Annotated in this window: 25 protein-coding genes and 1 pseudogene; 4 read left to right on the top strand and 22 right to left on the bottom strand. The window is 70.2% G+C overall.

Features of this window, described 5'->3' with window-relative positions; all coding sequences use genetic code 11:
- Positions 1 to 184 precede the first annotated feature (184 nt).
- The gene (locus BU52_RS29950) at positions 185 to 961 is read left to right on the top strand and encodes an isoprenyl transferase (RefSeq protein ID WP_037940392.1); all 777 of its coding nucleotides are present in this window, start codon (positions 185 to 187) and stop codon (positions 959 to 961) included.
- Positions 962 to 1,004: 43 nt separating this feature from the next.
- On the opposite strand, the pseudogene BU52_RS36620 reads toward BU52_RS29950, so the two are convergent.
- From BU52_RS36620 to BU52_RS29915, 7 genes and pseudogenes are all read right to left on the bottom strand, one after another.
- A pseudogene (locus BU52_RS36620) lies at positions 1,005 to 1,552 on the bottom strand (site-specific integrase); the annotation flags it as partial.
- A gap of 138 nt (positions 1,553 to 1,690) precedes the next feature.
- Complete coding sequence (locus BU52_RS29940) at positions 1,691 to 2,545, bottom strand: hypothetical protein (RefSeq protein ID WP_037940390.1); 855 nt, start codon at positions 2,543 to 2,545, stop codon at positions 1,691 to 1,693.
- A gap of 26 nt (positions 2,546 to 2,571) precedes the next feature.
- Positions 2,572 to 3,762, bottom strand: coding sequence for a hypothetical protein (locus BU52_RS29935; protein ID WP_051858713.1), 1,191 nt, complete (start codon positions 3,760 to 3,762; stop codon positions 2,572 to 2,574).
- Positions 3,763 to 4,066: 304 nt separating this feature from the next.
- Positions 4,067 to 4,927, bottom strand: coding sequence for a hypothetical protein (locus BU52_RS32935; RefSeq protein ID WP_051858712.1), 861 nt, complete (start codon positions 4,925 to 4,927; stop codon positions 4,067 to 4,069).
- A 750-nt stretch (positions 4,928 to 5,677) separates the two neighbouring features.
- Entirely contained in the window at positions 5,678 to 5,902 is a 225-nt protein-coding gene (locus tag BU52_RS29925) for a hypothetical protein (RefSeq protein WP_037940389.1), read from the bottom strand.
- A 119-nt stretch (positions 5,903 to 6,021) separates the two neighbouring features.
- Positions 6,022 to 6,246 (bottom strand): hypothetical protein, encoded by a 225-nt coding sequence (locus BU52_RS29920; protein WP_037940387.1) that lies wholly within the window; start codon positions 6,244 to 6,246, stop codon positions 6,022 to 6,024.
- Positions 6,247 to 6,372: 126 nt separating this feature from the next.
- Positions 6,373 to 6,822, bottom strand: a complete 450-nt coding sequence (locus BU52_RS29915; protein WP_157847932.1) for a hypothetical protein — start codon at positions 6,820 to 6,822, stop codon at positions 6,373 to 6,375.
- Positions 6,823 to 7,148: 326 nt separating this feature from the next.
- On the opposite strand from BU52_RS29915, the gene BU52_RS29910 reads away from it, so the two are divergent.
- Complete coding sequence (locus BU52_RS29910; protein ID WP_037940383.1) at positions 7,149 to 7,949, top strand: ParA family protein; 801 nt, start codon at positions 7,149 to 7,151, stop codon at positions 7,947 to 7,949.
- A complete protein-coding gene (locus BU52_RS29905) occupies positions 7,946 to 8,875 on the top strand; it encodes a hypothetical protein (RefSeq protein ID WP_037940380.1) in 930 nt (309 codons plus the stop codon). The genes BU52_RS29910 and BU52_RS29905 overlap by 4 nt, the downstream gene beginning before the upstream one ends.
- A gap of 141 nt (positions 8,876 to 9,016) precedes the next feature.
- On the opposite strand, the gene BU52_RS29900 is transcribed toward BU52_RS29905, so the two are convergent.
- The 4 genes from BU52_RS29900 to BU52_RS29885 all read right to left on the bottom strand — a co-directional run bounded on the left by BU52_RS29900 (position 9,017) and on the right by BU52_RS29885 (position 11,125).
- The gene (locus BU52_RS29900; protein ID WP_037940378.1) at positions 9,017 to 9,268 is read right to left on the bottom strand and encodes a hypothetical protein; all 252 of its coding nucleotides are present in this window, start codon (positions 9,266 to 9,268) and stop codon (positions 9,017 to 9,019) included.
- A 56-nt stretch (positions 9,269 to 9,324) separates the two neighbouring features.
- Positions 9,325 to 10,002 carry a GGDEF domain-containing protein gene (locus tag BU52_RS29895; protein WP_235216457.1) on the bottom strand — a complete coding sequence of 226 codons (678 nt, stop codon included), beginning with the start codon at positions 10,000 to 10,002 and terminating at the stop codon, positions 9,325 to 9,327.
- A 198-nt stretch (positions 10,003 to 10,200) separates the two neighbouring features.
- Positions 10,201 to 10,662 (bottom strand): Pycsar system effector family protein, encoded by a 462-nt coding sequence (locus BU52_RS29890; protein WP_037940375.1) that lies wholly within the window; start codon positions 10,660 to 10,662, stop codon positions 10,201 to 10,203.
- A gap of 19 nt (positions 10,663 to 10,681) precedes the next feature.
- Positions 10,682 to 11,125, bottom strand: coding sequence for an RRQRL motif-containing zinc-binding protein (locus tag BU52_RS29885; protein WP_037940371.1), 444 nt, complete (start codon positions 11,123 to 11,125; stop codon positions 10,682 to 10,684).
- Between the two features lie 308 nt (positions 11,126 to 11,433).
- On the opposite strand from BU52_RS29885, the gene BU52_RS29880 reads away from it, so the two are divergent.
- Positions 11,434 to 11,640 carry a hypothetical protein gene (locus BU52_RS29880; protein WP_037940369.1) on the top strand — a complete coding sequence of 69 codons (207 nt, stop codon included), beginning with the start codon at positions 11,434 to 11,436 and terminating at the stop codon, positions 11,638 to 11,640.
- A gap of 21 nt (positions 11,641 to 11,661) precedes the next feature.
- Here BU52_RS29880 and BU52_RS29875 read toward each other — a convergent pair whose 3' ends face one another.
- From BU52_RS29875 to BU52_RS36030, 11 genes are all read right to left on the bottom strand, one after another.
- The gene (locus BU52_RS29875) at positions 11,662 to 12,213 is read right to left on the bottom strand and encodes a DUF6197 family protein (RefSeq protein ID WP_037940365.1); all 552 of its coding nucleotides are present in this window, start codon (positions 12,211 to 12,213) and stop codon (positions 11,662 to 11,664) included.
- A gap of 12 nt (positions 12,214 to 12,225) precedes the next feature.
- Positions 12,226 to 12,414 carry a hypothetical protein gene (locus BU52_RS29870; RefSeq protein WP_037940363.1) on the bottom strand — a complete coding sequence of 63 codons (189 nt, stop codon included), beginning with the start codon at positions 12,412 to 12,414 and terminating at the stop codon, positions 12,226 to 12,228.
- A gap of 108 nt (positions 12,415 to 12,522) precedes the next feature.
- Complete coding sequence (locus tag BU52_RS36615) at positions 12,523 to 14,982, bottom strand: DNA translocase FtsK (RefSeq protein WP_037940361.1); 2,460 nt, start codon at positions 14,980 to 14,982, stop codon at positions 12,523 to 12,525.
- A 164-nt stretch (positions 14,983 to 15,146) separates the two neighbouring features.
- Complete coding sequence (locus tag BU52_RS29860; RefSeq protein ID WP_037940359.1) at positions 15,147 to 15,551, bottom strand: hypothetical protein; 405 nt, start codon at positions 15,549 to 15,551, stop codon at positions 15,147 to 15,149.
- Between the two features lie 11 nt (positions 15,552 to 15,562).
- Positions 15,563 to 17,656 carry a hypothetical protein gene (locus tag BU52_RS35100; RefSeq protein ID WP_157847931.1) on the bottom strand — a complete coding sequence of 698 codons (2,094 nt, stop codon included), beginning with the start codon at positions 17,654 to 17,656 and terminating at the stop codon, positions 15,563 to 15,565.
- Between the two features lie 121 nt (positions 17,657 to 17,777).
- Positions 17,778 to 17,996: a hypothetical protein gene (locus tag BU52_RS29850; protein WP_157847930.1), complete on the bottom strand. Its 219-nt coding sequence runs from the start codon at positions 17,994 to 17,996 to the stop codon at positions 17,778 to 17,780.
- On the bottom strand, positions 17,996 to 18,496 hold the full coding sequence (locus BU52_RS29845) for a hypothetical protein (RefSeq protein WP_037940351.1): 501 nt from the start codon (positions 18,494 to 18,496) through the stop codon (positions 17,996 to 17,998). The genes BU52_RS29850 and BU52_RS29845 overlap by 1 nt, the downstream gene beginning before the upstream one ends.
- A gap of 142 nt (positions 18,497 to 18,638) precedes the next feature.
- On the bottom strand, positions 18,639 to 20,159 hold the full coding sequence (locus BU52_RS29840) for a DUF2637 domain-containing protein (protein ID WP_037940350.1): 1,521 nt from the start codon (positions 20,157 to 20,159) through the stop codon (positions 18,639 to 18,641).
- A 332-nt stretch (positions 20,160 to 20,491) separates the two neighbouring features.
- Positions 20,492 to 20,686, bottom strand: coding sequence for a hypothetical protein (locus BU52_RS29835; protein ID WP_037940349.1), 195 nt, complete (start codon positions 20,684 to 20,686; stop codon positions 20,492 to 20,494).
- A 140-nt stretch (positions 20,687 to 20,826) separates the two neighbouring features.
- Positions 20,827 to 21,003, bottom strand: a complete 177-nt coding sequence (locus BU52_RS35840; protein ID WP_167343552.1) for a hypothetical protein — start codon at positions 21,001 to 21,003, stop codon at positions 20,827 to 20,829.
- Between the two features lie 192 nt (positions 21,004 to 21,195).
- Entirely contained in the window at positions 21,196 to 21,651 is a 456-nt protein-coding gene (locus tag BU52_RS36030) for a hypothetical protein (protein WP_200881345.1), read from the bottom strand.
- Between the last annotated feature and the right edge of the window lie 90 nt (positions 21,652 to 21,741).

Below are 21,741 nucleotides of genomic sequence, written 5' to 3'. Positions count from 1 at the left end.
AGCGCGTAGTACACGCCGCGTAGTATTCCGTAGCGGTGAAACGACGGACGCCGACTGCGCGAGTGCCCGCCCTGGTTCCTCCGGGCCGGTATCACAGGCGACGCCGGAGACCGCGACGAACCGACCTTTGCAGCGCCCCAAGAACTTCCGTCTTTGCCCTGGACACCATGCGAAAGGCCTCCCGATGCGCACCGCTGATCTCTTCTACGCCCTGTACGCCCGTCGGCTGCGGCGGCAGACGGCAGAGGGGCCGCTGCCCAAGCACATCGGCCTGATCATGGACGGGAACCGCAGATGGGCCCGCCAGATGGGCATGGCCAACCCAAGCATCGGCCATCGATACGGTGCCGAACACGTGGAGAACGTGCTGTCCTGGTGCGAGACGGCCGGCATCAAGCACGTGACCGTCTTCGTCTGCTCCACGGAGAACTTGCAGCGCCGCGGCGACACCGAGGTGTCCTTTCTCATGCAGGTGATTGAGCAGGTGGTGGCAGTTCATCTCGCTCGTCCTGACGCCCGCTGGCAGGTGCGCATAGCAGGAACCCTCGACGCCCTGCCTGACTCCACGGCCCACGCCCTCAAGGAAGCGGTGGAGGCGACCCGCGGCTGCACCACCGGATCACAAGTGACCCTTGCCATCGGCTACGGCGGAAGGCAGGAAGTCATCGACGCCATGCGCGAACTGCTCCACGAACAGGCAGCCGCCGGAACCACCCTCGAAGACCTCGCAGCACGCCTGACGATGGACGACATCACCCGTCACCTCTACACGGCAGGACAACCTGACCCAGACCTCGTCATCCGCACCAGCGGAGAACAGCGCATGTCGAACTTCCTGCTGTGGCAGAGCGCCTACTCAGAGCTGTACTTCTGCGAGGCCTACTGGCCCGCCTTCCGAGAGATCGACTTTCTGCGGGCCCTGCGCAGCTATTCGGCCCGGCAACGCCGATACGGCGCATGAGACAGGCACACAGCCTCGCCCGGACCCGAGCGAGAACTAACGTTCACCTGCTGCTGCCCGGAGCAGACACGCTCGTGAGCTCGGCGATCGCCTCCAGGGAGGGCTTGAAGTAGCGGCGGACATTCTCCGGCTTCTTGTGCCGAGACTTCGCCATCAGCATCAGCAGGCTCGCCTTGCTCACCGAGATGGGTCAGAGCGGAATGGGCACTCGTGCAGGTCTCAGCCCGCGCCCGCTCCGCGCACCGCAGTGTGGTGGTCCAGCAGCGCGCGGGCCTGCCCGTACGACAGCCGGGCGAAGCCGGTGTCCGGGCAGATGTCACATGGGCTGACGACCTTCCCCCGGGCCGGGGCGACGGTGGGTGACGAACACCGGCCCGCGGGTGCGGCCCTTGAGCAGCCGGGGCAGGAGCCGGGCGGTGCAGGCGTCCCAGTACACCTTCTCCAGCACGAAGTCCTCGCGGACCTGGCCTCAGCGGCGGGACTTCGACTTCGCCCCCTTGGCCTTACCAGGCAGCGGCGACCGGCGAAGTCCAGATCCTCGATGTTCACACCCAGGATCTCCTCCGAGCGCCCGGCGGTCCCGTAGAGCCGGGAGGCGTCCACCCTGGCCAAGTGGCTGGCGAAGCGCCCTGGAATCGAGGTCGTCTGTCGGGATCGAGCTCCGTTCTTCGCAGAAGGTGCAACGGCCGCGGTGTCGTCTTCGCCGCGATGGACGTATCGGTCAGCCGTTCACGGGCTGAGAGCATCAACGAAGGCAGGCATGAGGCCGCGGATTCGGTCCGCGGGTACATCACCGGCGAGCGCCTGGACGGCGAGGTTCGTTCCAGGCGTGGCGGCCGCGCCGAAGAGGGTTCGCAGAAGTTTCAGGCCCTGTTGTGCGGTGTCGCCGACCCGGGGGTCAGTGCTCAGTTCCGCGAACCTCTGGGCGAGGTCGTCGGCCAAGGCGGTGGTCATGATGCGGTAGACGTCGCCTGCGTCTTTGTTGCTGAGCCGGTCCGGCCGTTTCGCGGCGTCCTTGATCCGTTCGTCGATCTTGATGGCTTTGGCGACGAGCAGCGCAGCAGGTCCGGCGACGTAGGCGTCGACCTGCCGGGCGTCACCGGGGGTGAGGCTGGTGACGGTCATGATTGAGCGGTCCACGGCAGCAACTTCGAGGCCGGCGACTTTCTTGGTTGCCCATTCGTTGTGGGGTGGTAGTTCCGTGCGCCGTTTGGTGTTGGGGCGCGGTGCCAGCTGGTGCGGAACAAGCAGGTCGACCTCAACCGGGACGGTGAGGGCGCCGACCTGCTGGGGCCTCTCCCACAGACCGGACTGGTGGTCTCTGAGGGAGAATCCGGCGCCGCGCATGGCCTGCTCGATGAGCGGGTTTTCCCCCAGGCGCTGCGGATCGATGCTGATGTCGCCGTCGGCGGTGTAGGGAGCGCTGCGGATGGTGGCGTTCTGGGTGCGGAGGTAGACGGCCTGGGCGCCCACGACAGTCGTGGCGTCACGGTGGTTCTCCAGGGCGACCAGGGCGTCCAGCAGGGCGCTGCGTGCGGCCTGGTTGAGTTCGTCCTCGTCGACGCCGGCTGGTGCCTGAGACATACCGCCCCCTTGATCGTGGGGCGATCCTAGAACAGCGACGGGTCTCCTGCGCCGGAATGCGACGTTCTGTGACGGCCTGCTTCCTTGAGCTCGTTCAGGCGCCACGTTCCTTCCTTCTCGGCCATGTACTCGAGCACCTTCTCGCCCTCTGCCGGCATGCGTCCCGGTCCGGACAGGCAGTCCAGGGCGAGCTGGCTGAGGCCGACCTGCCAGTACCGGTCGAACCTGACGGGGCGATGGCTCACGCTCAGGTCCCAAGGAGCAAGGAGCAGGACGTCTGCTCCTTCGGACACAGGCATCAGGCCGAGGTGCTTGGCGATACGCACGCTTACTGCGTCGTCAGGGGCCGTGTAGAGCATGAGCTGTCCGCCGACGGCGACCGGGGCAACAGTGCGGGCCGCGTACGACCCAGTGACGAGTACCTCGTAGTCCGCAACGTAGCCGTCGAGCTTGACCAGGCGGTCGATGACCGCCGGGATACCCATCGGCGCGATCATGCCGAGCGGGTGCGTGTGATGCATCAGGTCCAGGCTGCTTGCGCGAGTGCGGAGCAACTGTTGCCAGTCGACGTGCACGACGACCTTGCCGTCGCGTTCGATGAGCAGCTGGTCCTCAAGAGAGTCCAACAGCTTGGACACGTAGGGAACGCTCAGGCCAGCACTCTTGGCGAGGTCGGTGGCCCGGTACGGGGGCTTCACGTCCGCGAGCAGGCGCACGAGCCGGCCAGCTCGCGGCCCGGTCAGCATGGGCTTGCTGCTGGAAGGCCGGTGGCTGGCAGGGGCCCGCTCCGCGCCCTGCGTGTGGACGATGATGGCCGGCCGGGTGACACGCAAGGACACGTTGCCCGTCAGATCAAGGTAGTCGATCTCCCGGCGCCGCAGCTCTTCCTGTGTCCGCGGGCTGATCCATGGCGCGAACACCATCAGGCGCGTGTTGTGGTTCACCCGGCGCACCAACATGGCCGTCGAGGCGATGTGCCCGGCGGCATCCTTCGGAGTGATGCGGGTACGCACATCGACCAGGAGTTCGGTGAACATGCTGTCGTGTCGCGAGGCGAGACGGACGACCGCATCCCAGCCCGGATCCCCTGTGTGCGGCGCAGGCGCTTGCTCGGGCTGGACAGTGACCTCCCAGTCCTCACCGAGCATGTCCCGCAGTGCTGCGGTCCCCAGCTCGAGGACGGTGGCAGCTTCAGCAACGGTCGTAAGGTCGTCCACGCACCGATCCTGCCACGGCAAGTCAAGCAACTCCAAGAGAACTTGCCGATTTCCGAAAGTTTCCAACCTGTGGAAAGTTATCCATATCGGCAAGATTTCTTGGGTGTGTAGCTTTCCAACGTTTGGAAACATCCCGATACCAGCAACAAAACAAGGGCAGAGACCGTCTGTGCCGCCCGATGCCGGCCGCCAGCCATCGAGCTCTGGGAGCTCCCTGTCCCGGCTGCTGCCCCGTCACCCGGCCGTGTGGCGTTTCTGCGGCACCCTTGATGACGGGCGGCGGCGATGAGTGCGTTCTGCTCGGTCAGGCGTGGCCTGACCGTCTGCTGGCTCCACGACGACCCTTTGCGGCCTGCTGGCAGTCGTTGTAGATGTCGAAGGTCGCATCGGCCAGGTCTGGGAGGTCAGTCAGGTCGATGTTTCTCGGGTTTGCGGCGTAGCCGATCAGGCCCAACAGGCGGTGCACGATGTCGGCCTCTTGCTGCTGGCGCTGATAGTCGGGGTCGTGGAGTCCGTCGTCGACCAGGAGCGGGGGCGTCCTGCGGAAGCGCTCGTCCTCGTCTACGCACTCCCGCAGGGCTTTGGGCCACACGAGCGGTTCCTGCGGCGGTTCCTGCGGCGGCGCGTCCTTACCATGGCGGATGGCATGCATGATCTGGGCCTCGTGTGAGCCGTCCACCCGCTGTTGCAGGTTGTCGATGGCTGCCAGTTGCGCGGCCACGCGGCGGATCCGCGCAGCATTGTTCAGTGCCCACTGCCGTTCGGCTCGGCGGCTGCGGAGGCCGCGTGCGTACTCCACCCGCTCGCTCTGTGTGGCGGGCACGGTGCCGTCGGGGTGGGTATAGGCACGTCCGAGCTGGAGGTGCCGTCGCTCGGCTGCTTGGCGCCCGCTCAACTCCTGCCATTCAGCGATGCGTGCCCATGTGATCCGCTTTGTGCGCGCCAGGGTGGTGAGTTTCAGCTCGTCATGGTCCAGCTTCTCCCGGAGAATGCGGATGGCCAGTAGCGCGGCCAGGACCTCGGTTTCCGTGGCGTCAGGGTGCAAGAGCCCCTCGGCCCGCCGACAGATGCGGTCATAGTTGCGAGCAATGTCCACCAGGCGAGCCGGTGAACTGCTGTTGTAGGACGCGAGTCGGCGGGCGCCCGACGGCTTCTCAGTCAGCAAGGCCCAAGCACGAGCTCGGTTGTGCTCCTTGTCAGTGTTCTTACGGCCGCCGGAGTTTCCTGTCGTCCTCATGACGACACCTGGCGTCGTCCTTCAGACGACGTTCCCGGAACCTGCGTCGTCCTGGTCACGTCGAGGTCGCCTTCAGATACGGCCGGCTCCCCAGGCCCGCCATCCAAAGCAGCAGTCGTTTCCTGGCCGTGACGACGGCTCCTACGCGTCCAGACCGCCCGCAGCCCGCCAGCAGCAAGCACTGTTAGAGCGAACAGCACCGAAGCCACGTACTGGGCACTGACGTCATGAATGAGGGATGTGGACATCGTGGTATTGGCACACGTCAAACGTGCGCGCGACGCCTCCTAACGAAAGTCGCTGGTACACAGAGCGGCCCACCCAAACGGTTCCTCGAAGTGAACACCGGTGAGGTACACGCCTCCAGGCGGAACAGCTAGCAACGGAGGCATGACGCTCCGTCTGCTACGGAAGTGTGCCGGGCGTACGCCACACTCGTATGCGCTCTCGATGGACCTTCGACAAGCGCCACCTCGCGCCACCCACCATTAAGGGGTGATACGCCGCATACAGACTCAGCGAACTGCAAAAGGAATGTCGTCGTCCGGCTGCACACCAAGCCGTCCGGCCCCGTAACAGCCGCACCTATCAACTCTCCCAGCAGATATGGCCTGCCTGCGGGACACCATCACCAAACGCGGTGGACCGCACCTGGCCCAGCTCTGGCCGACGGGCGCCTCAGTCGGGAGTGTCGGCAGGTTCGGTGTCCGGATAACCACCCGTGCAGAGTGCGCGGCGGGGGGCCGGTGGGCCAGCAGTGCGGGCGCCGAGTACTCCCCTGGCGCGCAGTTCGGCCAGGTCCGGCAGGCGGACGCCCGGGAGGTCGTCCAGCAGATCGGCCTGGGCTGCGCCGATGGGCGCGGACCTTTCGGGGCCGGAGCCGAGGGTGCGGCGGGCGGTCACGTGATCATCGTACGGGCCCCCTGCCCTGCCGTGCACAACTCACTGAGCCTGGCTGTCCAACCAAGTCAAGGCCGCGTTCTTTGACCAATTTCCGCAACTGCGTCGCGCGCCTCGCGTGCTTAAGCGGCGCTGAAGTCGTGGGCGGGGCCGTCGCGCCACTCCACCCACTGCGGCTGGTCCAAGAGATCTTCGGCATTGGCGATGCCGGCGCGCTCGAGGAACACCACCAGGTCGTGGTCGCTGTAGGCGGTGCCGAGGATCTCATCGCGCCCGTGACGATGCACTGTGACTCTCCGGCCGCCGGTGAGCGAGGGCCGGTGCACGACAATCGGCACACTGGTCACACCTCCCAGCGTGCACCGCCAGGCACCGTGAGGCGAGTGAAGGGAGCCGGGCAGGGAGCCGGGCCTGGACACTCTGCATGGCCTCCCTGACCGCCGCCACCGCTCTGGTCGCCTTCCTGGCCTGGGTCACCCAGGCAGGTGCGCTATCTGAAGGAGCCGGTCCGGCAGCCCAGGAATACCGACCGTGCGGACAGGGCGCTGACCTGCCGTGGTCGGGTCCATGGTCGGGTGCCGACGGCACGTGGCCGGGCCGGTCGGGGCCGGAGGCGACTGCGGGCGGCACCCCCCATGGCGGGGGTGCCGCCCGCAGGGCGGTGTCGTCTCGTCAGCGGTCGCTCTGGGGCCATAGGCGGTGGTCGGGGCGTAGCCGTCGGCCAGCAACTCTTGTGCCTCCTCGCGGATGTCCCCGGCCACGGTCCGGCCGACCGCCACCGCGGCCTCGATGTCCGACAGTGCGACGACGTCCACGTAGTCGGCGTGGCCACCGGAGGTCACGCCCATGCCTGCCACCTTGCGCGCCTTGCGCTGGCGCGGGGTGAGGCTGGCGTAGTCATCCGCCGTAGCCGCCTCCGCCATCGAAGCTAGCCGGGGAGTGGTCTCGTCCGTCGTCATGCCCAGCCCAACGAGGCATCCGTGCGATAGGACGTGCAGCTTCTTTCCAGGCTGTGCAGACGCGCCTGGCGTCAGCCATATCCGCGTGGAACAAGGCGCAGGTGGGCCGGTCGGCTGGGTGGTGCTTCGGGCTGCGGGGCGCGTGCCCAGCCGTGGGCGTGCCCTACGTGGCATACCGCCTCAGTCGTTTGCCGTCCGTGACGGTTCTCGCGTCGGTCGCCCCTGGCTATCGAGCCGCTTGTCGATACTCTTCCATCCGTGACTTGGGCGTTTCGACTGAGGGTTCTGACATGAGCAGAGTGCTGGCTGTGTACAGCGAGAAGGGCGGCGTGGGCAAAAGCGCCCTGTCTGCGGGGCTAGTGGCAGCCGCACGCAAACGGAAGCTTCCTGTCATCGCCGGGGATCTCGACCCTCGGGGGACCTTTACGGCGGAGCTGGGCATTCCTGAGGATGAGGCGCCGGCGTTCACGATGAACGACCTGCTGGCGCTCGATCCGCAGGGAGAAACTGGCCTTGCTGCGGATGCGTTCGCTGAGGCAGGCAAGGCCTGGTCCGGGGTGCAGGTCATCGCCGCGGAGCGGGCTCTTGCCAACCGGGAGACCGACAACGTGGCTGTCGGCCTGGAGTTCCGTCTGCGCCTGGGTCTCAAGGGTGCTGTCGGTCCCGGGGCGGTCGGCATTCTGGACCTTCCGCCCCGGGCGGGCGGGAAGCTGGTCACGTCCGCTCTCGTTGCAGCCACGGACGTGCTCATCCCTGCGACGCTCGATGAGGACGGCCGGATCGGCGCGAAGGAGGCGCTGAGTACGATCAAGCTCGTCAAGGATCTGGGCATGAACCCTGACTTGAGGGTGGTCGGGATCATCCCGTCGATAGTGCCGGGCGGGCGCAGCACGCTGAAGGACGCCATAGGGGAGTACCTGGCGGACACGTACGGCTCGCTGTATCGACATGACCTGGCGATCCCTCGCCACTCGGTGCGCCAGCAGACGCGGTTCGCCTGTGTACCGATCACCGACGCGCCGGGCCGTGAGGCGCAGGCGCTCACCGACGCGTACGACCGGATTCTTACGGCATCGGGAGTGGAAGCGTGAGCGGCAACAAGTTGATCGCGGCAGGCAGCAGTCGACTGCGGAAGGCTGCAGACTCGTCTGTCGACCCTGCGGTCCCGGCCGAGCTGCAGAAGAACGTAACCGTCCCCACGGCGCAGCAGGCATCGGTTGATGGCTCTGGGGCCAGCGTCTTTGCTCGTGGCCGGGTGCTGAGCGCCGACGACATCAAAGGCACTCCCGAGGAGCAGCTGGCCTTTGTCACAGAGCGGCTGCACGAAATCGACCTCGCTGGCAAGCGCGCCGAGGACTTCACCGTCCTGAACAAGGCGGTGCTGCTGGAGGTAGCGCAGCAGCGGGAGCTGCACCGTGTAGCTGGGCACACCAACTTCGCTGTATGGGCCGCGGGCGTGCTCGACATCGAGCCGAAGTATGTCTTCGAGCTGCTGCAGGATGCGGCTCGCATTCGGGCGATTGGCGAGCTGGGGCCAGACCTCGCACAGCATCTGACCCGGGCGTCAGCCCGCAAGGTGATGGCTGACGTGATCGCCGGCCAAGGGCTGGAGGCCGCCCAGGTTGTGATGACCGAAGGCCTTGCTCAGGCCGCGCAGCAGGGCAAGAGGCGGCCTACGGCGTCGCTCCTCGCGTCGATTGCGAAGGAGCTGACCAAGCCCTCCATTCCCGAGCAGGAGACGAGGTCAGAAATTTCTGACCCGCCTGCCGAGCCGCCCGCGCCTGTCACGCCCGCTGCTGTGGCGGCCCTGGAGCGGGCAGTCTCATCGCTCAAGGAGCGGGTCTACTCGCCACTGGCGCCCGGGGCGGTACAGGCCGCTCTGGACGCGGACCCGGTATCCACGCAGAACCACTTGGAGCAGTTGGAGAAGGACGTGCGGCGCGTGATGAAGCGGCTGACTGCAGCCACGCGGGCAGCTGCCGCAGCGACCGAGCGCTCCGAGGCACCAGCAGGCTGAATCGAGAGGGGTCAGAAATTTCTGACCCACCGCTCCCGAACGACGAAAGGCCCGCATTCCACGCTGCGGAGCGTGGAGTACGGGCCTTTGCTCTACCTCTGTGTGGTCGGTCTGGCCCCAGGCGACACCCAAGGACAGCACTCATGCGTGGTCGTCGTCGTCCTTGCCCTTGGGGCGCAGGTCAGAGGCGAACCTGCCCAGTCGAGCCTCGACGGGGTGGGCGGTGATCCAGGCTTCGGCGCACGTCTTGTGTACGGGCTCTCCGTGGTGGGAGCGCATTGGTGTGGGGTGCTCGCACAGCACGCAGGGCAGGTCTCGGAAGCGGTCGAAGTGCCGGGCGTCCCGCCAGTCCAGGAGCTGGCAGGCAGTGGGGATGAGGCCCGGTTCCCACAACGGTTTCCTGCGGGAGCGACCCGCACTGTGTGCGCGGGCTTGTGCCGGGTGCGAGCTCATGCGGCGGGCAGGTGGGTGCCGGGGCGGCCGGCGCGGCGGCCGTTGACGGTGCTGGTGTGCGCGTCGGCGTGGGTGGCCAGGTAGGGGAACACCTCGGTACCGGTTTTGATCTTGTACATGGCGGTGTCGGCGGCGCGCAGGAGGCGGGTGATGTCTCCGCCGGGCAGGTCGGTGGCGCGGGCGATGCCGACTGACATGCCCAGATGCAGGATCTGCCCGTCGTGGGTGAGGGGCTGTTGCAACTGGTCACGCAGTGCGGTGATGTCCGACAGTGCTGTTGCCGTGGGCAGGACGGCGGCGACGGCGAATTCGTCGCCTCCGAGTCGGGCGGCCAGGGCCTGTCGTCGCGTGGTCCAGGTGGCGAGGCGCCGGCCGGTGGCGGCGATGACGGCGTCACCGGCGGCGTGGCCGTAGGTGTCGTTGATGACCTTGAAGCCGTTGCCGTCCAGCAGCATCACGTATACGCGGTCGCGGCGGCCGGTGCGGAGCAGGCGGTCGCCGTAGGCGGTCAGGTCGTCGCGGCCGGGCAGGCCGGAGAGGGGATCGCGGCGGGCGGCGTGCAGCTGGCGGCGTACGCGGACGTTGTCAGCGAGGACGGCCAGGGCGAGCGGGACGGCGGCCGCGGTGATGACGAGGGTGCGGGACCGCTGACGTAAGACGGCGGTTGCGGGCATGATGGGATCTCCGTTCTCGCCCATGCGGGCGGAATGAGGGAGGCGCACCCCGGGGCTTGCCGGCGCATGGGGTGCGCCTCTTCCTTGATGTGCTGCTGCGGTCGGCTGGGGCCTGCCGCATGCTGTGAGTACTTCCGTTCCGCGACTGACGGGGGGACGGAAGTGCCCGGGGCGTCCCCTGTGGCCGTCCCGGGCCTGTCAGAGCAGGGCGGTGACGGCGGCCGAAGCGAGGAGCGCGAGGGCTGTGAGGGTGCAGTCGACGGCGCGGCGCAGCCTCGTGTACTTGGCGACGGCGATGGTGGACAGGACGCGGATGCGGGCGGCGCGGGTGTCGCCGTCCATGCAGGCGTGGATGCCGGTTTCGTCCAGGCGTGCCCAGTAGGGGAAGGATGCGCGGTCGTGGCCGCCGATGCGGGGCCGGACGACCAGGAGCAGGAGCACGGCCGCCGTGCCGAGGGCGGTCACGGCGAGGGCGCCGAGTGTCTTGGTGGCCGTGGGTAAGTCGTGGTCGGCGAGTGTGGTCAGGCCGGCCAGGACCGCGCCGGCGAAGGCCAGCAGCAGGGAGGCCTTGCCGTCGGTGCGGGCGATCTCGCCCGCGACCGCGGTACAGGCCGCATCCAGATTCTTGTCCCTGGTGGTTGAGGTGGTCGGCGTGGTCATGCCGGGTGTCCTTCCATGGTCAGGCGGCCAGAGTGTGGGCGGGTGGGGTGATGTAGGTGGCAGGGTCCGCGGGCGTCCCGTCGTGGCACTCCAGGCAGGATCCAAGGGTGCGCAGCGGTAGGACGTGGTGATAGCGGCGCCGGCACTTCGGGCACGTGCTCCGCGCCGCCATCGCCTTGTCGAGCGCGGCTTCCTTGGCGAGCGTCATCGGCCGCACGGGCAAGGCCAGGTCGACTCGGTACAGGTAAGCGGCGCGGGTGCACGCGCGGTGTGGGCGCGTCGCGCAGGCCTTGCAGCGCAGGATCGCGACGGGCTCTTGTCCGCCGGGCCGGAGTCCCGCAGCGCGCAGCTGGCGGCGCGTGGCCAGCTGCGCGGCTGGTGCGGTGCCCCAGTCGTACTCCGGTAACCCGTGCGCGGCGCGCGGCTGCGCCGTGGTCCGTCGGCGCCGGGTGCGGATGGTCACCGCGGCTCCCAGGCGGGGGAGAGGCGTCGGGGACGCTGCGGGTAGCGGGGGCCGGGGCGCTGCGGGCGGGGTCGGCCGATCCGGCGGCGGGGGCGGGGGATGAGCACGGTGTGTCCTCCAGCAGGGTGATGGCGGGCAGTGCTGCGCCCCGCCGGTGGACGGTCCGCTGACGGGGCGTGGGGTGAGGCGGGGGGCCGGGCGGCCTGCCCCGGTCCTCGCCAGCGTGGGGAGGGTGAGGACCGGACAGGGCGGCGGGTCAGCGCTGAAGCGTGCCGGAATCGGTGGAGCACTGAGGTGGTTTCCCGGGCATGCTGGCCGGCAGGGGCGAGGCAGTGGGGAGGGCGTTCGTGGACTTCGTCTTCGTGTGCGGCTGGTGTGGTACCGAGTGCGTGGTGTGGGGTGAGCCCGTCGTCTCGTGGTGGGCCCAGAAGTACCGGGTGCCGGACGAGTTCGAGTGCTGGAACTGCGGTGGGGAGAGCACGAGCCCGCCTCCGCCCTGGACGCCGGCCGACTAACCGCCGTAGCCGGACCGGGGCTTACTGACCGCGGGCGTCGGCGAGGCCGGCAGCTTGGTCGAGCATGCGTAGCGGGATCCGGCCTGTGCCGTGGGCGTCGTTGAAGTCGGGCACGGATTCGATGTGGTCGCCGAAGCGGCGGCGGATGGCGTCCAGTACGACGGATGCGGCGTCGGCCTCCAGGCCGCGGTTGCCACCGGCCTCCTTACGGATCGCTCCGAGCAGGCAGACCGCGCCGGATTCGTCGGTCAGCGCCCCCGCGCACCACCCGTCGGCTTCCATCCGGGCCCGCGCCCGCTCGAGGAGAGCGGCGACCGGAGTGGCGGGGAGCTGCCGCGGCTGCGGCTGGAGTGTCGGTGTGAGTGGCACTGTGATGACGTCAGTGAGGTCGACGGGCTTGGTGTTGATGTGTGCGGTGCGCACTTCGTGTGCGACGGCGGCTTCGTCCAGCCGGACGGTCATGGCCGCCTCTACAGCGGCCAGCCGGGCGTCCAGGCTCAGGCCGTCGGCGGGCGTCGTCCGGGGATGCTGGTCGGCCTGGACGGCGGGCGCGGTGCGCAGTGAGGCGAGCATAGGAAGCTCCCGTCAGCCCAGCGACGCGAGGCCGACAAGAGCGGTCAGGAACGCCTCGATGGCGGGGGCGATGCCGGTGGAGGCGAGGCAGAACCCGAAGGCGGCGCACGCGAGGGCGGAGCCGATACCGACGGTGCGCTGGCGCAGCAGCACGGTCACGACGATGGCCAGGAGCAGCGCGGCAGACACGGAGACGATCACGGGGTGATTCCTTCCACGGGGCGGGACGGGATGGTGTAGGCCGGACGGATGCCGGGCGGGACGCCGTCGCCCCTGGCGGTGGGCTGGGGGCGACGGCGAGGGGGCGGGTCAGTCGTCAGCGGCGAGGGCAAAGTCGGCGCGCAGCTCGCGCAGAACGTCGTCCTGAACGTCCGGGGTGACCAGGACGTCGCGGGCCTTGCTGCCGTGGGCGGGGCCGACGATGCCGCGCTGTTCCAGGGCGTCCAGGAGACTCCCGGCGAGGGTGAAGCCGACCCGTAGCTTTCGCTGCACCATCGACTGCGAGCCGAACTGGCTGCTGATGACGAGGCTGGCGGCCTCCACCACGAGGGCGCCATTCACACCATCCGGGGCGGGGGCAGGCTGAGCTGCCTGCCCTTCCTGATCGGTGCCACTCGCGGCGCCGTGGTCGGCGGGTGCGTAGACGCCGTGGTCGACCTGACGCAGGCGGCCTTCGGCGACCAGATCGGACAGGGCGTTGCGGACACTTCCGGCGGCGGCGTCGACCCGGGCGCGGATCTCCTTGGCGGTCATCTGCCGGTCGACTGCTGCCAGCACCTTGTCCTTGACCGTGGTCTTCGGCTTCTTCTGTGTGGGCAGCAGCGGCAGGGAGAACGACCCGACGTCGCTGAATCCTGGGGTGCTGCTGTGGCCCTGGTCGTCGTCCTTGCCGGTGGGCGGCGGCATGGTCCAGTCGTGCCACAGGCCCAGCTCGGTCAGGGCGTCGATCTCCCGGTCGGTGAGGCAGTTGATGGAGCCGTCCGCGGGGAAAATGTCGCCGAGGCCGTCAGGGCTGCCGTCCTTGGGCAGGTGGACGTACAGGGTGCGCATCATGGTCGCCGCGGAGCCGGTGACGGTGTGGCCGACCCCTTGTGTCGTCTCGCCGGGCGCGTCGTCGAGGACGCCGTGCATGCGGTCCATCAGCGAGGTGGAGGCGTTGAACCGGTCAGGGATGTCGGCCAGGTCGACGTCTCCGGCGAGTCCTCCGGTGGCCTGCCGGGCGGCGATACCGCCAGAGGACGCTGCGATGCGCAGCACCACGCCGATACCCCCCTGCACCTGGTCCCGCAGGGAGGCTTCGCCACCGAGCTTGGACAGGTTGAGGGACTGGCCGGCGAAAACGACGCCGATGCCAAACTTGCGGCCCTCGCGGGCGAGGACGTCGGTCATGTGGGCGATCTCGTCACCCAGCGCCTCATCGCCGACGAGACTGTTGAATTCGTCGAGGACCAGGACCAGGCCGGGGTAGGGGGAGTGGGCGGAGAAGTCGTGGCCGACTTCGGCGTTGATCTGGCCCCGGATGTCCATCAGGGCGATGGCGGCCTTGAGCATCCACCAGGTGAAGACCGGGCCCGCGCTCTGGCGGTCGATGTGCCGTCCGACGGCACTCATCTGCGCATCCGGGCGGGCGGAGGTCACCCAGTTCGTCAGGCCGGCCAGGGCCCACGCCGCGCACATCAGCGCCAGCGCCACGGTCTTGCCGGAGCCGGTGACGCCGACGAGGAAGCCGTGCAGGGTGCCGGCCGCGGACTGCATGTGCACCTTGGCATCGGATCCGTCGTGGGCGGTGCCGATGGTGTAACGGCCGTAGGCATCCAGGGTGAGCAGTTCCCGGGTGGCGCGGCGTGCCCCCTTCAGCGGCGCCGTCTCGTACAAGGTCACCAGGGCCTCGCGGCCGCGGGACTCGGCGACCAGGCGCAGTTCCTCGGGCTCCACGCCGAACGCGGAGCAGAGCTGGCCGTGGTTGATGCGGGCGACCTCGCCCGCGTCGACCTGGGCGAGGACCATGCCCCGGGCGGGGAGGTCACCGCGGGCGGGCAGCTGCTCGACGCGGACGATTTCGCTGCCGGGGATGGCGCCGCCCGGGCGGGCCACCTTGGCCGCCCACATCTCCTCGATGCTGCCGCCGCCGCGGCGGGCGGTGGGGGCGACGGTGAGGCGCATGCGGCCCGGGCCGGTGCCCGGGATCTCGTCCAGGCCGGCGCAGCCGACGGGGTAGCCGAAGCAGGCGGCGACGTCGACCAGGTCGATGCGCGGCACGGGCTTGCCAGCCGGGGCCACGACGTGGGCGGTGAAGTCGGGGTGTGCGGCGTCGATGGTCTGCTCGATGTTCTCCAGCCAAATGCCGGGGGCGACTTCGGCGGTGTCCCACATCTGCATGACCAGGCCGGCAAAGCCGGGCGGGTAGGCAGCGGTGATGGTGGCGGGCGGGGTCCAGGTGGAGCGGGTGATGGGCAGGGCGGTTGCCATGAGGCCGCCCCATGCCAGTGCGGCGACCGGTTCCCACCAGGAGTGGCCGGGCACGATCGCGGCGGCCGCGTAGACGGCGCCGCCGGTGACCGGTCCCAGGACGCGCTGGGCGGTGCGGATCGTGCGACGGAAGTCGCGGGTCTTGACCTTGCGGTAGAGCCACCACACGCAGCCGCCGCTGATCGCGGCGGCGGTGGCGTGGGCGGGCAGCAGCTCCATCGAGGGGACGTAGGTGAGGGCGGCGGCGGATGCCCCGTAGGCGGCCATCTCTGCCTTGGCGCGGGTGGGCAGCGTGCTCATGGAGTGAGGGGTCCTTCCGTGCGGTGGCTGGGGGCCGCTGGTCGTGCTGGGCGCGGTACCGCCCGTAGGGGCGGTGCGGCGTCCGGCGTGGCCAGTGGGCGGAATGGAGGTGGGGCCGCACCCGGTGGTCGGGGGCAGCCCCACGGTGGTGGTGTGCCGGGCGGTTACTGCGGCCGGTAGAAGCCGGGCTTGGCCTGGCGTGCCTTGGAGGCGGTGACGGCGGCGTGGACGCCGCCGTACTCGGCCTGGTGCTCGGTGCGGAGGTGGCCGGCGGCCTGGTGCATGGAGTCGGCGGCGCCGCTCAGGCGGCGGGCTCCTCCGACCACCCGGCCGAAGGAGGTGGCCACCTCGTTGATGGCGGCGACGTGCCGGGCATCGACTTGGGCGGCGGCGCTCAGGTCGGCCACGGTGACGGCGGCGTTCGCGTTGGCGCGCATGCGCTGGGCGACGCGTTCGGCGTGTTCCATGAGCTGCGCGGCGGCACGCTGCAGCGCGGTCAGCTTCGTGTGGATGGCGGTGTAGCCGTTGGCGTCTCCGTCCGCGCTGACGGCGGGGGCAATCTCTCCCACGGGCGGTCCTCTCAGTTTTCGTTGTGGATGCGGGCGCTGGGCGCGGCGAGGCCGGCGTCGACGGTCGCGGCCTGGGTCGGCCGGTAGTCCCGGGCCATCGCCGTTTCCTCCGCTTCGGCGGTCTCGGCGGCGGCCAGTGCGGCACGGGCCATCCGTTCGGCGTGTACGACGAGTTCGCCGACGCTCTCCATCAGCACGGACAGGGCGCGGGTGGTGCGCTTGCCGCTCACGTTGTGGGTGGTCGCCAGGTCGGCGGCCATCGTCTCCAGGTCGCTCAGCAGGCGGCGGGCCTGGCGGGCGAGCTGGGCGCAGTCGTCGTACGTCTCCATCCCGGCCGTGGTCAGCAGGGTCAGGGCCTTGAGCGCGTCGTCCAGGGTGATGTCGGTGGTGTGTTGGGCGGCCATGCCTCCCGGCGCCGGTACCGAGGCGGTGACCGGTGCCGGTGCGGTGGCCGTCCTCCTTGCGGGTGCGGGCATGGGGATGGGGTCCTTTCTGCGGGTGGTGCCGGGGCGCTGCCCGGCCGGTCGCTGCGGGGCGCGGGGCAGGGTGGGCTGGCTCTGGGCGGGCAGCGCCTTGGGGGCGGGGCCGATCGCGTCGGGCTGCCACCGCTTGGCGTGGGCGCCGGGCGGGTCCACCTGCTCAACGGTGATCGTGACGGCGGGGCCGGTGTCGGCGTCGAATGGTGAGGACCGCGGCCCGTATCCGCCGGGCGTAGGACCGGTCCCGTCTGGGTCGGGGGCGCCCGGGTCGGACGATGGCCCCGGGTTGGTGGTGCGGTCCGTACTCCCGCGTTTGTGGGACGTGGACGGGTTCGGCTTGGGACGTGGTCCGCCGTCGGTCGTCCAGCGTTCGCGCCGCTTCTTCCACCGGTCGTTCACGGCGTCGAAGACGGCCTCGCGGAAACCGGTCCGGTCACCGGGTGGTGTCCAGCCGTCGTTGCCGGTGCTGCGGCCCTTGGTGTCTGCTTTCCCGCCCGCGCCCGTGGTGGGGGCTTCGGTGCGGCGCTTGCGCCACCGGTCTTCGAGCCGGTCGCCGGCCTTCTCCCAGAACGTCGGCCCAGGCTTGCTCGCCTTGACGGCCTTGCGAAGCGCGGCTTTGGTGTCCGTCGCGCCGGATCCGCCCTTCCTGCCCTTGCTGCCGGAGTCCTTCTCACCCTTGTCCGGGCCGGTGCCGTCGGGCTTCTTCTTGCCCTTGCCCCACCAGTCCGCGACGGCCTGGCGGGCGGAGCGGCGTCCGCTCCCGCCCGTGCCCGCACTCCCGCGACTGCTGCCCGCACCGGCGGGGCCCCGGGTGCCGGATCCGCCGGAGCTCCCGGGGCCGTCCTTTCGGCGGGAGCCACCTTCGTTTCGGCTGCCCCCGCCGCTGTTTCGGTCCCGCAGGGAGCCGTTTCGATCCGAGCCAGGGCCGTTTCGGCGGCCGTTTCGGCGGACGCCTGGCCCGGTGCCCGCATGGCCATCGCTCCGGCCGGGCCCGGGAGTGAGCGGGCCGCCGGGCCCCGCCCCGGAACGGTGCTGCGTGGAGCCGTTGTGCAGCCCTGTGCGGACCGTTCCGGCCCTGCCCGGGCCGATGCCGCCTGCGCCCCGTCCCGGGCCGCCAGGGCCACGTCCGAGGGCGCTGCGGCCGTAGTCGTGGCTGGAGGGGACACGGCGGGCGCGGGAGTGTTCGCGGTCGGCCTCCGCGTGGTGCCGGGTGGCGTCCGCGGTCGCCTTCGCGGCCAGCAGTTCCAGCTCCCGCTGGTGCGCTGCCGCTTCCGCCCGGCGCGGCCCGGATTCCTGGATCCAGGTCTGCAGTCCCTCGAACGCGGCGAGAGCGATAGCGAGGATGGCGGCCAGGGACAGCGCGCCGGTGCGCGGCGGTCCGGCGTCGCCGGGGGCTTGCGGCTCGCTCAGCCCGTCGCTGCGCAGCGCCGCCGGCACAACATCGGGCGGGGGCGGTGCGTGCGGCACGACGGGTGCGTCAAAGGCACTGATTCGAACAACGCCGTCCCCGGCAGCAGGCTGCTCCTGGTCGCCGTCGAGGGTCGGCGGCGGGGGGACGGGCGGGGGTGGTGGGGAGCCGATCCGGGGCATCTGGAGCACGTTGTCCGGGCTGTCGTCGTCGGCCACGCGCCCTCCTCTCCTGGTGACTGCCGGTGAGGGAAGGGGGCCGCCTCGCACGCGTACGCGTACGCGTGGTTGGGACCCCCGTCAACCCCCATTTCGGCGGTGATGATGATGACGATGACGATTACTGGCAGTGATCCCGGTAGAGCCGTTCCAGCTCGGCCGACAGGGCGTTGAAGGTGGCGTGGTCGCCGGTCCGCTTGACCTTCTGCAGGGCGGAGACCTTCACCAGGTCGAGCCAGGCCCGGAAGAAGGCTTCCGGGCCTTTCTCGCCTGCCGCGCCGGCCTGTTCGAACCGGGCCTTCCAGTGGGCCGCCTTGCGCGGGGACATCGGAACGGGCATCAGGCGCCCCGCTGCTGCTTGCCGAAGTAGTCGCCCAGCAGCTTCGGCGCGCCCGCCTGTCCGTCGTCGCTGTCAGCGGGGGCGAGTCGCTGGAGTGTGGCCTGCGCGCTGTTGTGTGCGGCCGCGCCGAGCTGCTGCTTGCGCTGCGCCTTGCGCAGGGCCTTGTCCTCGCGGCGCTTGAGGACAACCTCGGGCTGGGTCTCCTCGTAGGCGGCGACGGTGCCGTTGATGGCTTTGGCGGCCTGCCGCATGGCCTTCGCCGCGTCCCGCAGCGGCTTGACCCGCTTGCGGGCCCGGGCCGCAGCCGAGATCCCCCAGGGCAGGTCACCGTCCAGGCGGCGGGCCTTGAGGTCGGCCTGGATGGCGTCGGCGAGAGCGTCGTAGGTCTGTGCGTCGGTCAGCAGGGAGCCGCGGTGCTGGGCCTGCCAGCCCTCGCGCTGCCCGGGCAGCGCCAGTGCCTGCACACCGGTCGTGACCCGGGTGGCGATGTCCTTGCTCATCAGGATTTCTCCTCGGGGTGGTGGGGTGATCCGGATCGGTGGGAAGCTGCGGGTTGGCGTCTCGGCGCCTTCGCCGTGTCCCCGAGCTGTCGTCAGCAGTTCGGGGGCCGGCGGAACCGTCGGACAGTCCGTCGTGCGGTGGTCAGGGGCAGTAGCCCTGGTGGAGCAGTTCGGCCGCTTCCTGGCGGTACTCGGACGCCGTTGCGGGCGAGGAGACGGCCAGTTCGTGCTGGATGTCGGCCAGCGGCAGCCGCTCGGCGACACCGTCGGCGGCGAAGAGGATCATCCGCGCGACCCTGCGGACCGCGCGCTCGCGCGGCTTGAGCCGTGCGACGTCCTCGGCTTCGACCGCGCGTCGCTCGATTTCGGCAGCGGCCAGACGCGTTTCGGCGGCGCGGTACTCGGTTTCGGCTTCGCGCTCCCGGGCGGCCTGCGTGTTGGCGCGGGCGGTGGCCGCGCGCTCTTCTTCCTCTGCCGCCAGGCGGTCGGCTTCGGCAGCGGCGCGGCGCGTTTCGGCAGCGGCCCGCTCCGTTTCGGCAGCGTGCCGGTCGGCTTCGGCAGCGGCCGCGCGGGCTTCGGCGATGGCCTGTGTTTCGACTGCCTGTGCCTCCGCCGCGGCCGCCTGGTCGGCCTCCGCCGCCGCCTTCCGCTTCTCGGCAGCCTGACGTTCCAGCTCGGCCGCGCGGGCGTCGGCAGCAGCCTGCGCCTCGCGCTCCTGGGCTTCCTTGCGCTGCGCCTCGGCCTCACGGGCGCGGGCCTCAGCGACCAGCGCCGTCTCCAGGGCTTGTTCCTCCAGCTCAGCGGCCCGCTCAGCAGCGGTGGCCTGGGCGCGGGCGTGGGCTCGGGCCTGGGCGGTCTGGCCTTCCACCCGGGCGCGGACGGCCTCCAGCTCGCCGTCGGCCTCCAGCCGGTCGGCCTCAGCCTTCTTCTGGGCGAGCTCCCGGCGCGTCTCGGCGTCCAGGCGCCGGCGCTCGGCTTCCTCCGCCCGCTTCTCCGCTTCGCGTTCCTGCTGCTCGGGCAGCGCGAGGGCTTCGGAGACGGTGTAGCCGTAGGCGGCCATCGTCATCGGCAGCCGCTCATCGTCGGTCGCCTTGCCCAGGTCGCCGTTGTACTTGCGCTTGAGCCACTGCTCGTAGGCGATGAGGTCCTGCTGGCGCCGGACCATCTCCTCGTAGGAGGCGACCGCGTACAGCCGCATCCGGCGGTAGAAGCGCGGCGTGTCGAGCGGGGCGAGGATCCAGCGGTGCAGCGGGATGCGGTCGACCGCTGTACCGGCCTCCAGCCTGGCCTTTTGGATGATCAGGCGGCGGGCGGCCTCCACACCGATCACGAACAGGACGGGCATGACGCCGTGGCTGGCTGCCTTGACCGGGTCGTCACCGATGTGGCCCTGTGAGCTGGCGTTGAACCACACGGTGGCGGCGGTCATGCCGTGCGCGGCCATGCGCAGCAGCGGCCACGGGGTGTCCTTGCGGATCAGGTACAGGTCCAGCGCGAGGAACGCGATGATCGACGCGTCCACGCCGACCGGGAACCAGGGCGCCAGGTCCTCACTGAACCCCCAGGCCAAAGCAACTTTGGCGAGGGTGCTGTAGGACATGGCGAAGCCGATGACGCCGACGAGCGTGCCACCGATCGCGGCGGCCACCGACAGGGCAGTCATCAGCCGGTCACGCCGGGGCTTGATCGGCTTCCACTTCGGTGCTCCCGAAACGCTGCCCGCCGCTCCCGAAACAGGGGCGGGCGGCTCCGAAACGGCGGTCGGCGGTGCCGAAACGGGGGCGTCGAGAGGCGCCGTCTGCGGCGTCTCAGTGATCGTCACGGAGGCCTCCAAAATGAGGTTGGACGGGGGTGGACGAAACGGTGAGGGCCGCTCCCGAAACGGAAGCGGGTGGAGCCGAAACGGGCGTCGGCGGAGCCGAAATAAGGGCGCCCGCACCGACGGCCAAGGTGTGCAGCGGTCGGTGCGGGCGGGATCGGGCAGCCGTCAGGCCGTCAACGCTCCAGCTGGTGCTTGAGCCGCTGCAGGTCGGCGGTGGACATACCGGCCACAGCGCGGCGGACCGCGTCCTCACCACCGGAGGCGGCGGCGTCTATCACCGTGCGGGTCTGGGTGCTGGTGGCGGCGGCGCGGGCGGCCTGGGCGGTGATCTGCGACAGGGCGGCGGCGAAGTCGTCGAGGTTGCGCATGAGGTGGTTCCCCTCCTTCTTGTGTGTGGTCCGGGCTGTCCGGCTCCCCTGGACCGCGCACGGCCCCCGTCTGCGGGAGGCGGGGGCCGTGCGGGTCAGGCAACCGACAGAGGTGGCGATGTCGGCTGAGCGGGGGTGGCTCAGCGGGTGCGCTTGCGCTGTCGTGCGAGGTAGGCGTCTTGCAGCCGCTCGAACGCCGACCACAGCCGTGTGGCCTCGGGGCACCGGACGCGGTCGGTGCAGTGGGTGCAGTCGGTGGTGTGCGCTTGGTGGGCGCGGGCGGCTGCCTGGTAGCGCCGGTACAGATCGTCAGGCACGAGTCCGTCTCTCTTGGTGCTGGCGGTTGGGGTGAAGGTCGGCGACGTGGTGCCCGGCCTCCCAGGCCGCAGCGGCCGCCACCGCGGCGGCGGCCAGCAGCAGGCGGGCGAGGGGATGGCCGGGGCCCACGATGAGGGCGGCCCGGGCAGCGCGCTGTTGTGCTGCCCGGGCCGCGTGTATGAGACGGGATGTCACCGTCCGATGGCGCGGCAGACGTCGCACGTCCAGGCGGTGGCCGGCGCCTGCCGGGCGCCGGTGACGCCGAACCAGCCGCCGCAGGTGTCGCACTGCCACTTGCCGGACGCTGTGGCCGGGGCCGGCGCGGGGGCCGACGACGCGGGCGGGCAGGTGCTCGGGTCGCACGACCAGCGCCCGCACAGCGGGCAGGCGTCGTCAGCCATGACCGGCTGGTGCAGGGTGAGCACCGGCTGACGCTCATAGCCGGGCATCATTTCCTGCAGCGTGCGGCGGGCCCGACGGCCGTCCGGGATCCGGGCGTCGGCCTCGAGCACCATGCGCGCCAGGAGCACGCCGAGCTGACGGTGCGCGACGATGGGGCAGGGGCCGGTGTGCCAGTTGCCGCACTGTCCGCACGCGTACTCCGGGTTGGCCGCGGCCTCTGTCGTGCGGGCTGCGGGTCGTGTCATGATCGCTGTGGTCAAGGGGATCTCCTATGCGTTCCGTTGACCGGACAGCCCCGGAACTCTCACCTTCCGGGGCTGTCACCGTGACTGGCC

It is taken from the genome of Streptomyces toyocaensis, assembly GCF_000725125.1.
GTDB lineage: Bacteria > Actinomycetota > Actinomycetes > Streptomycetales > Streptomycetaceae > Streptomyces > Streptomyces toyocaensis.
The sequence above is the reverse complement of the archived record's forward strand: the minus strand, read 5'-3'. Positions and strand labels throughout refer to the sequence as shown.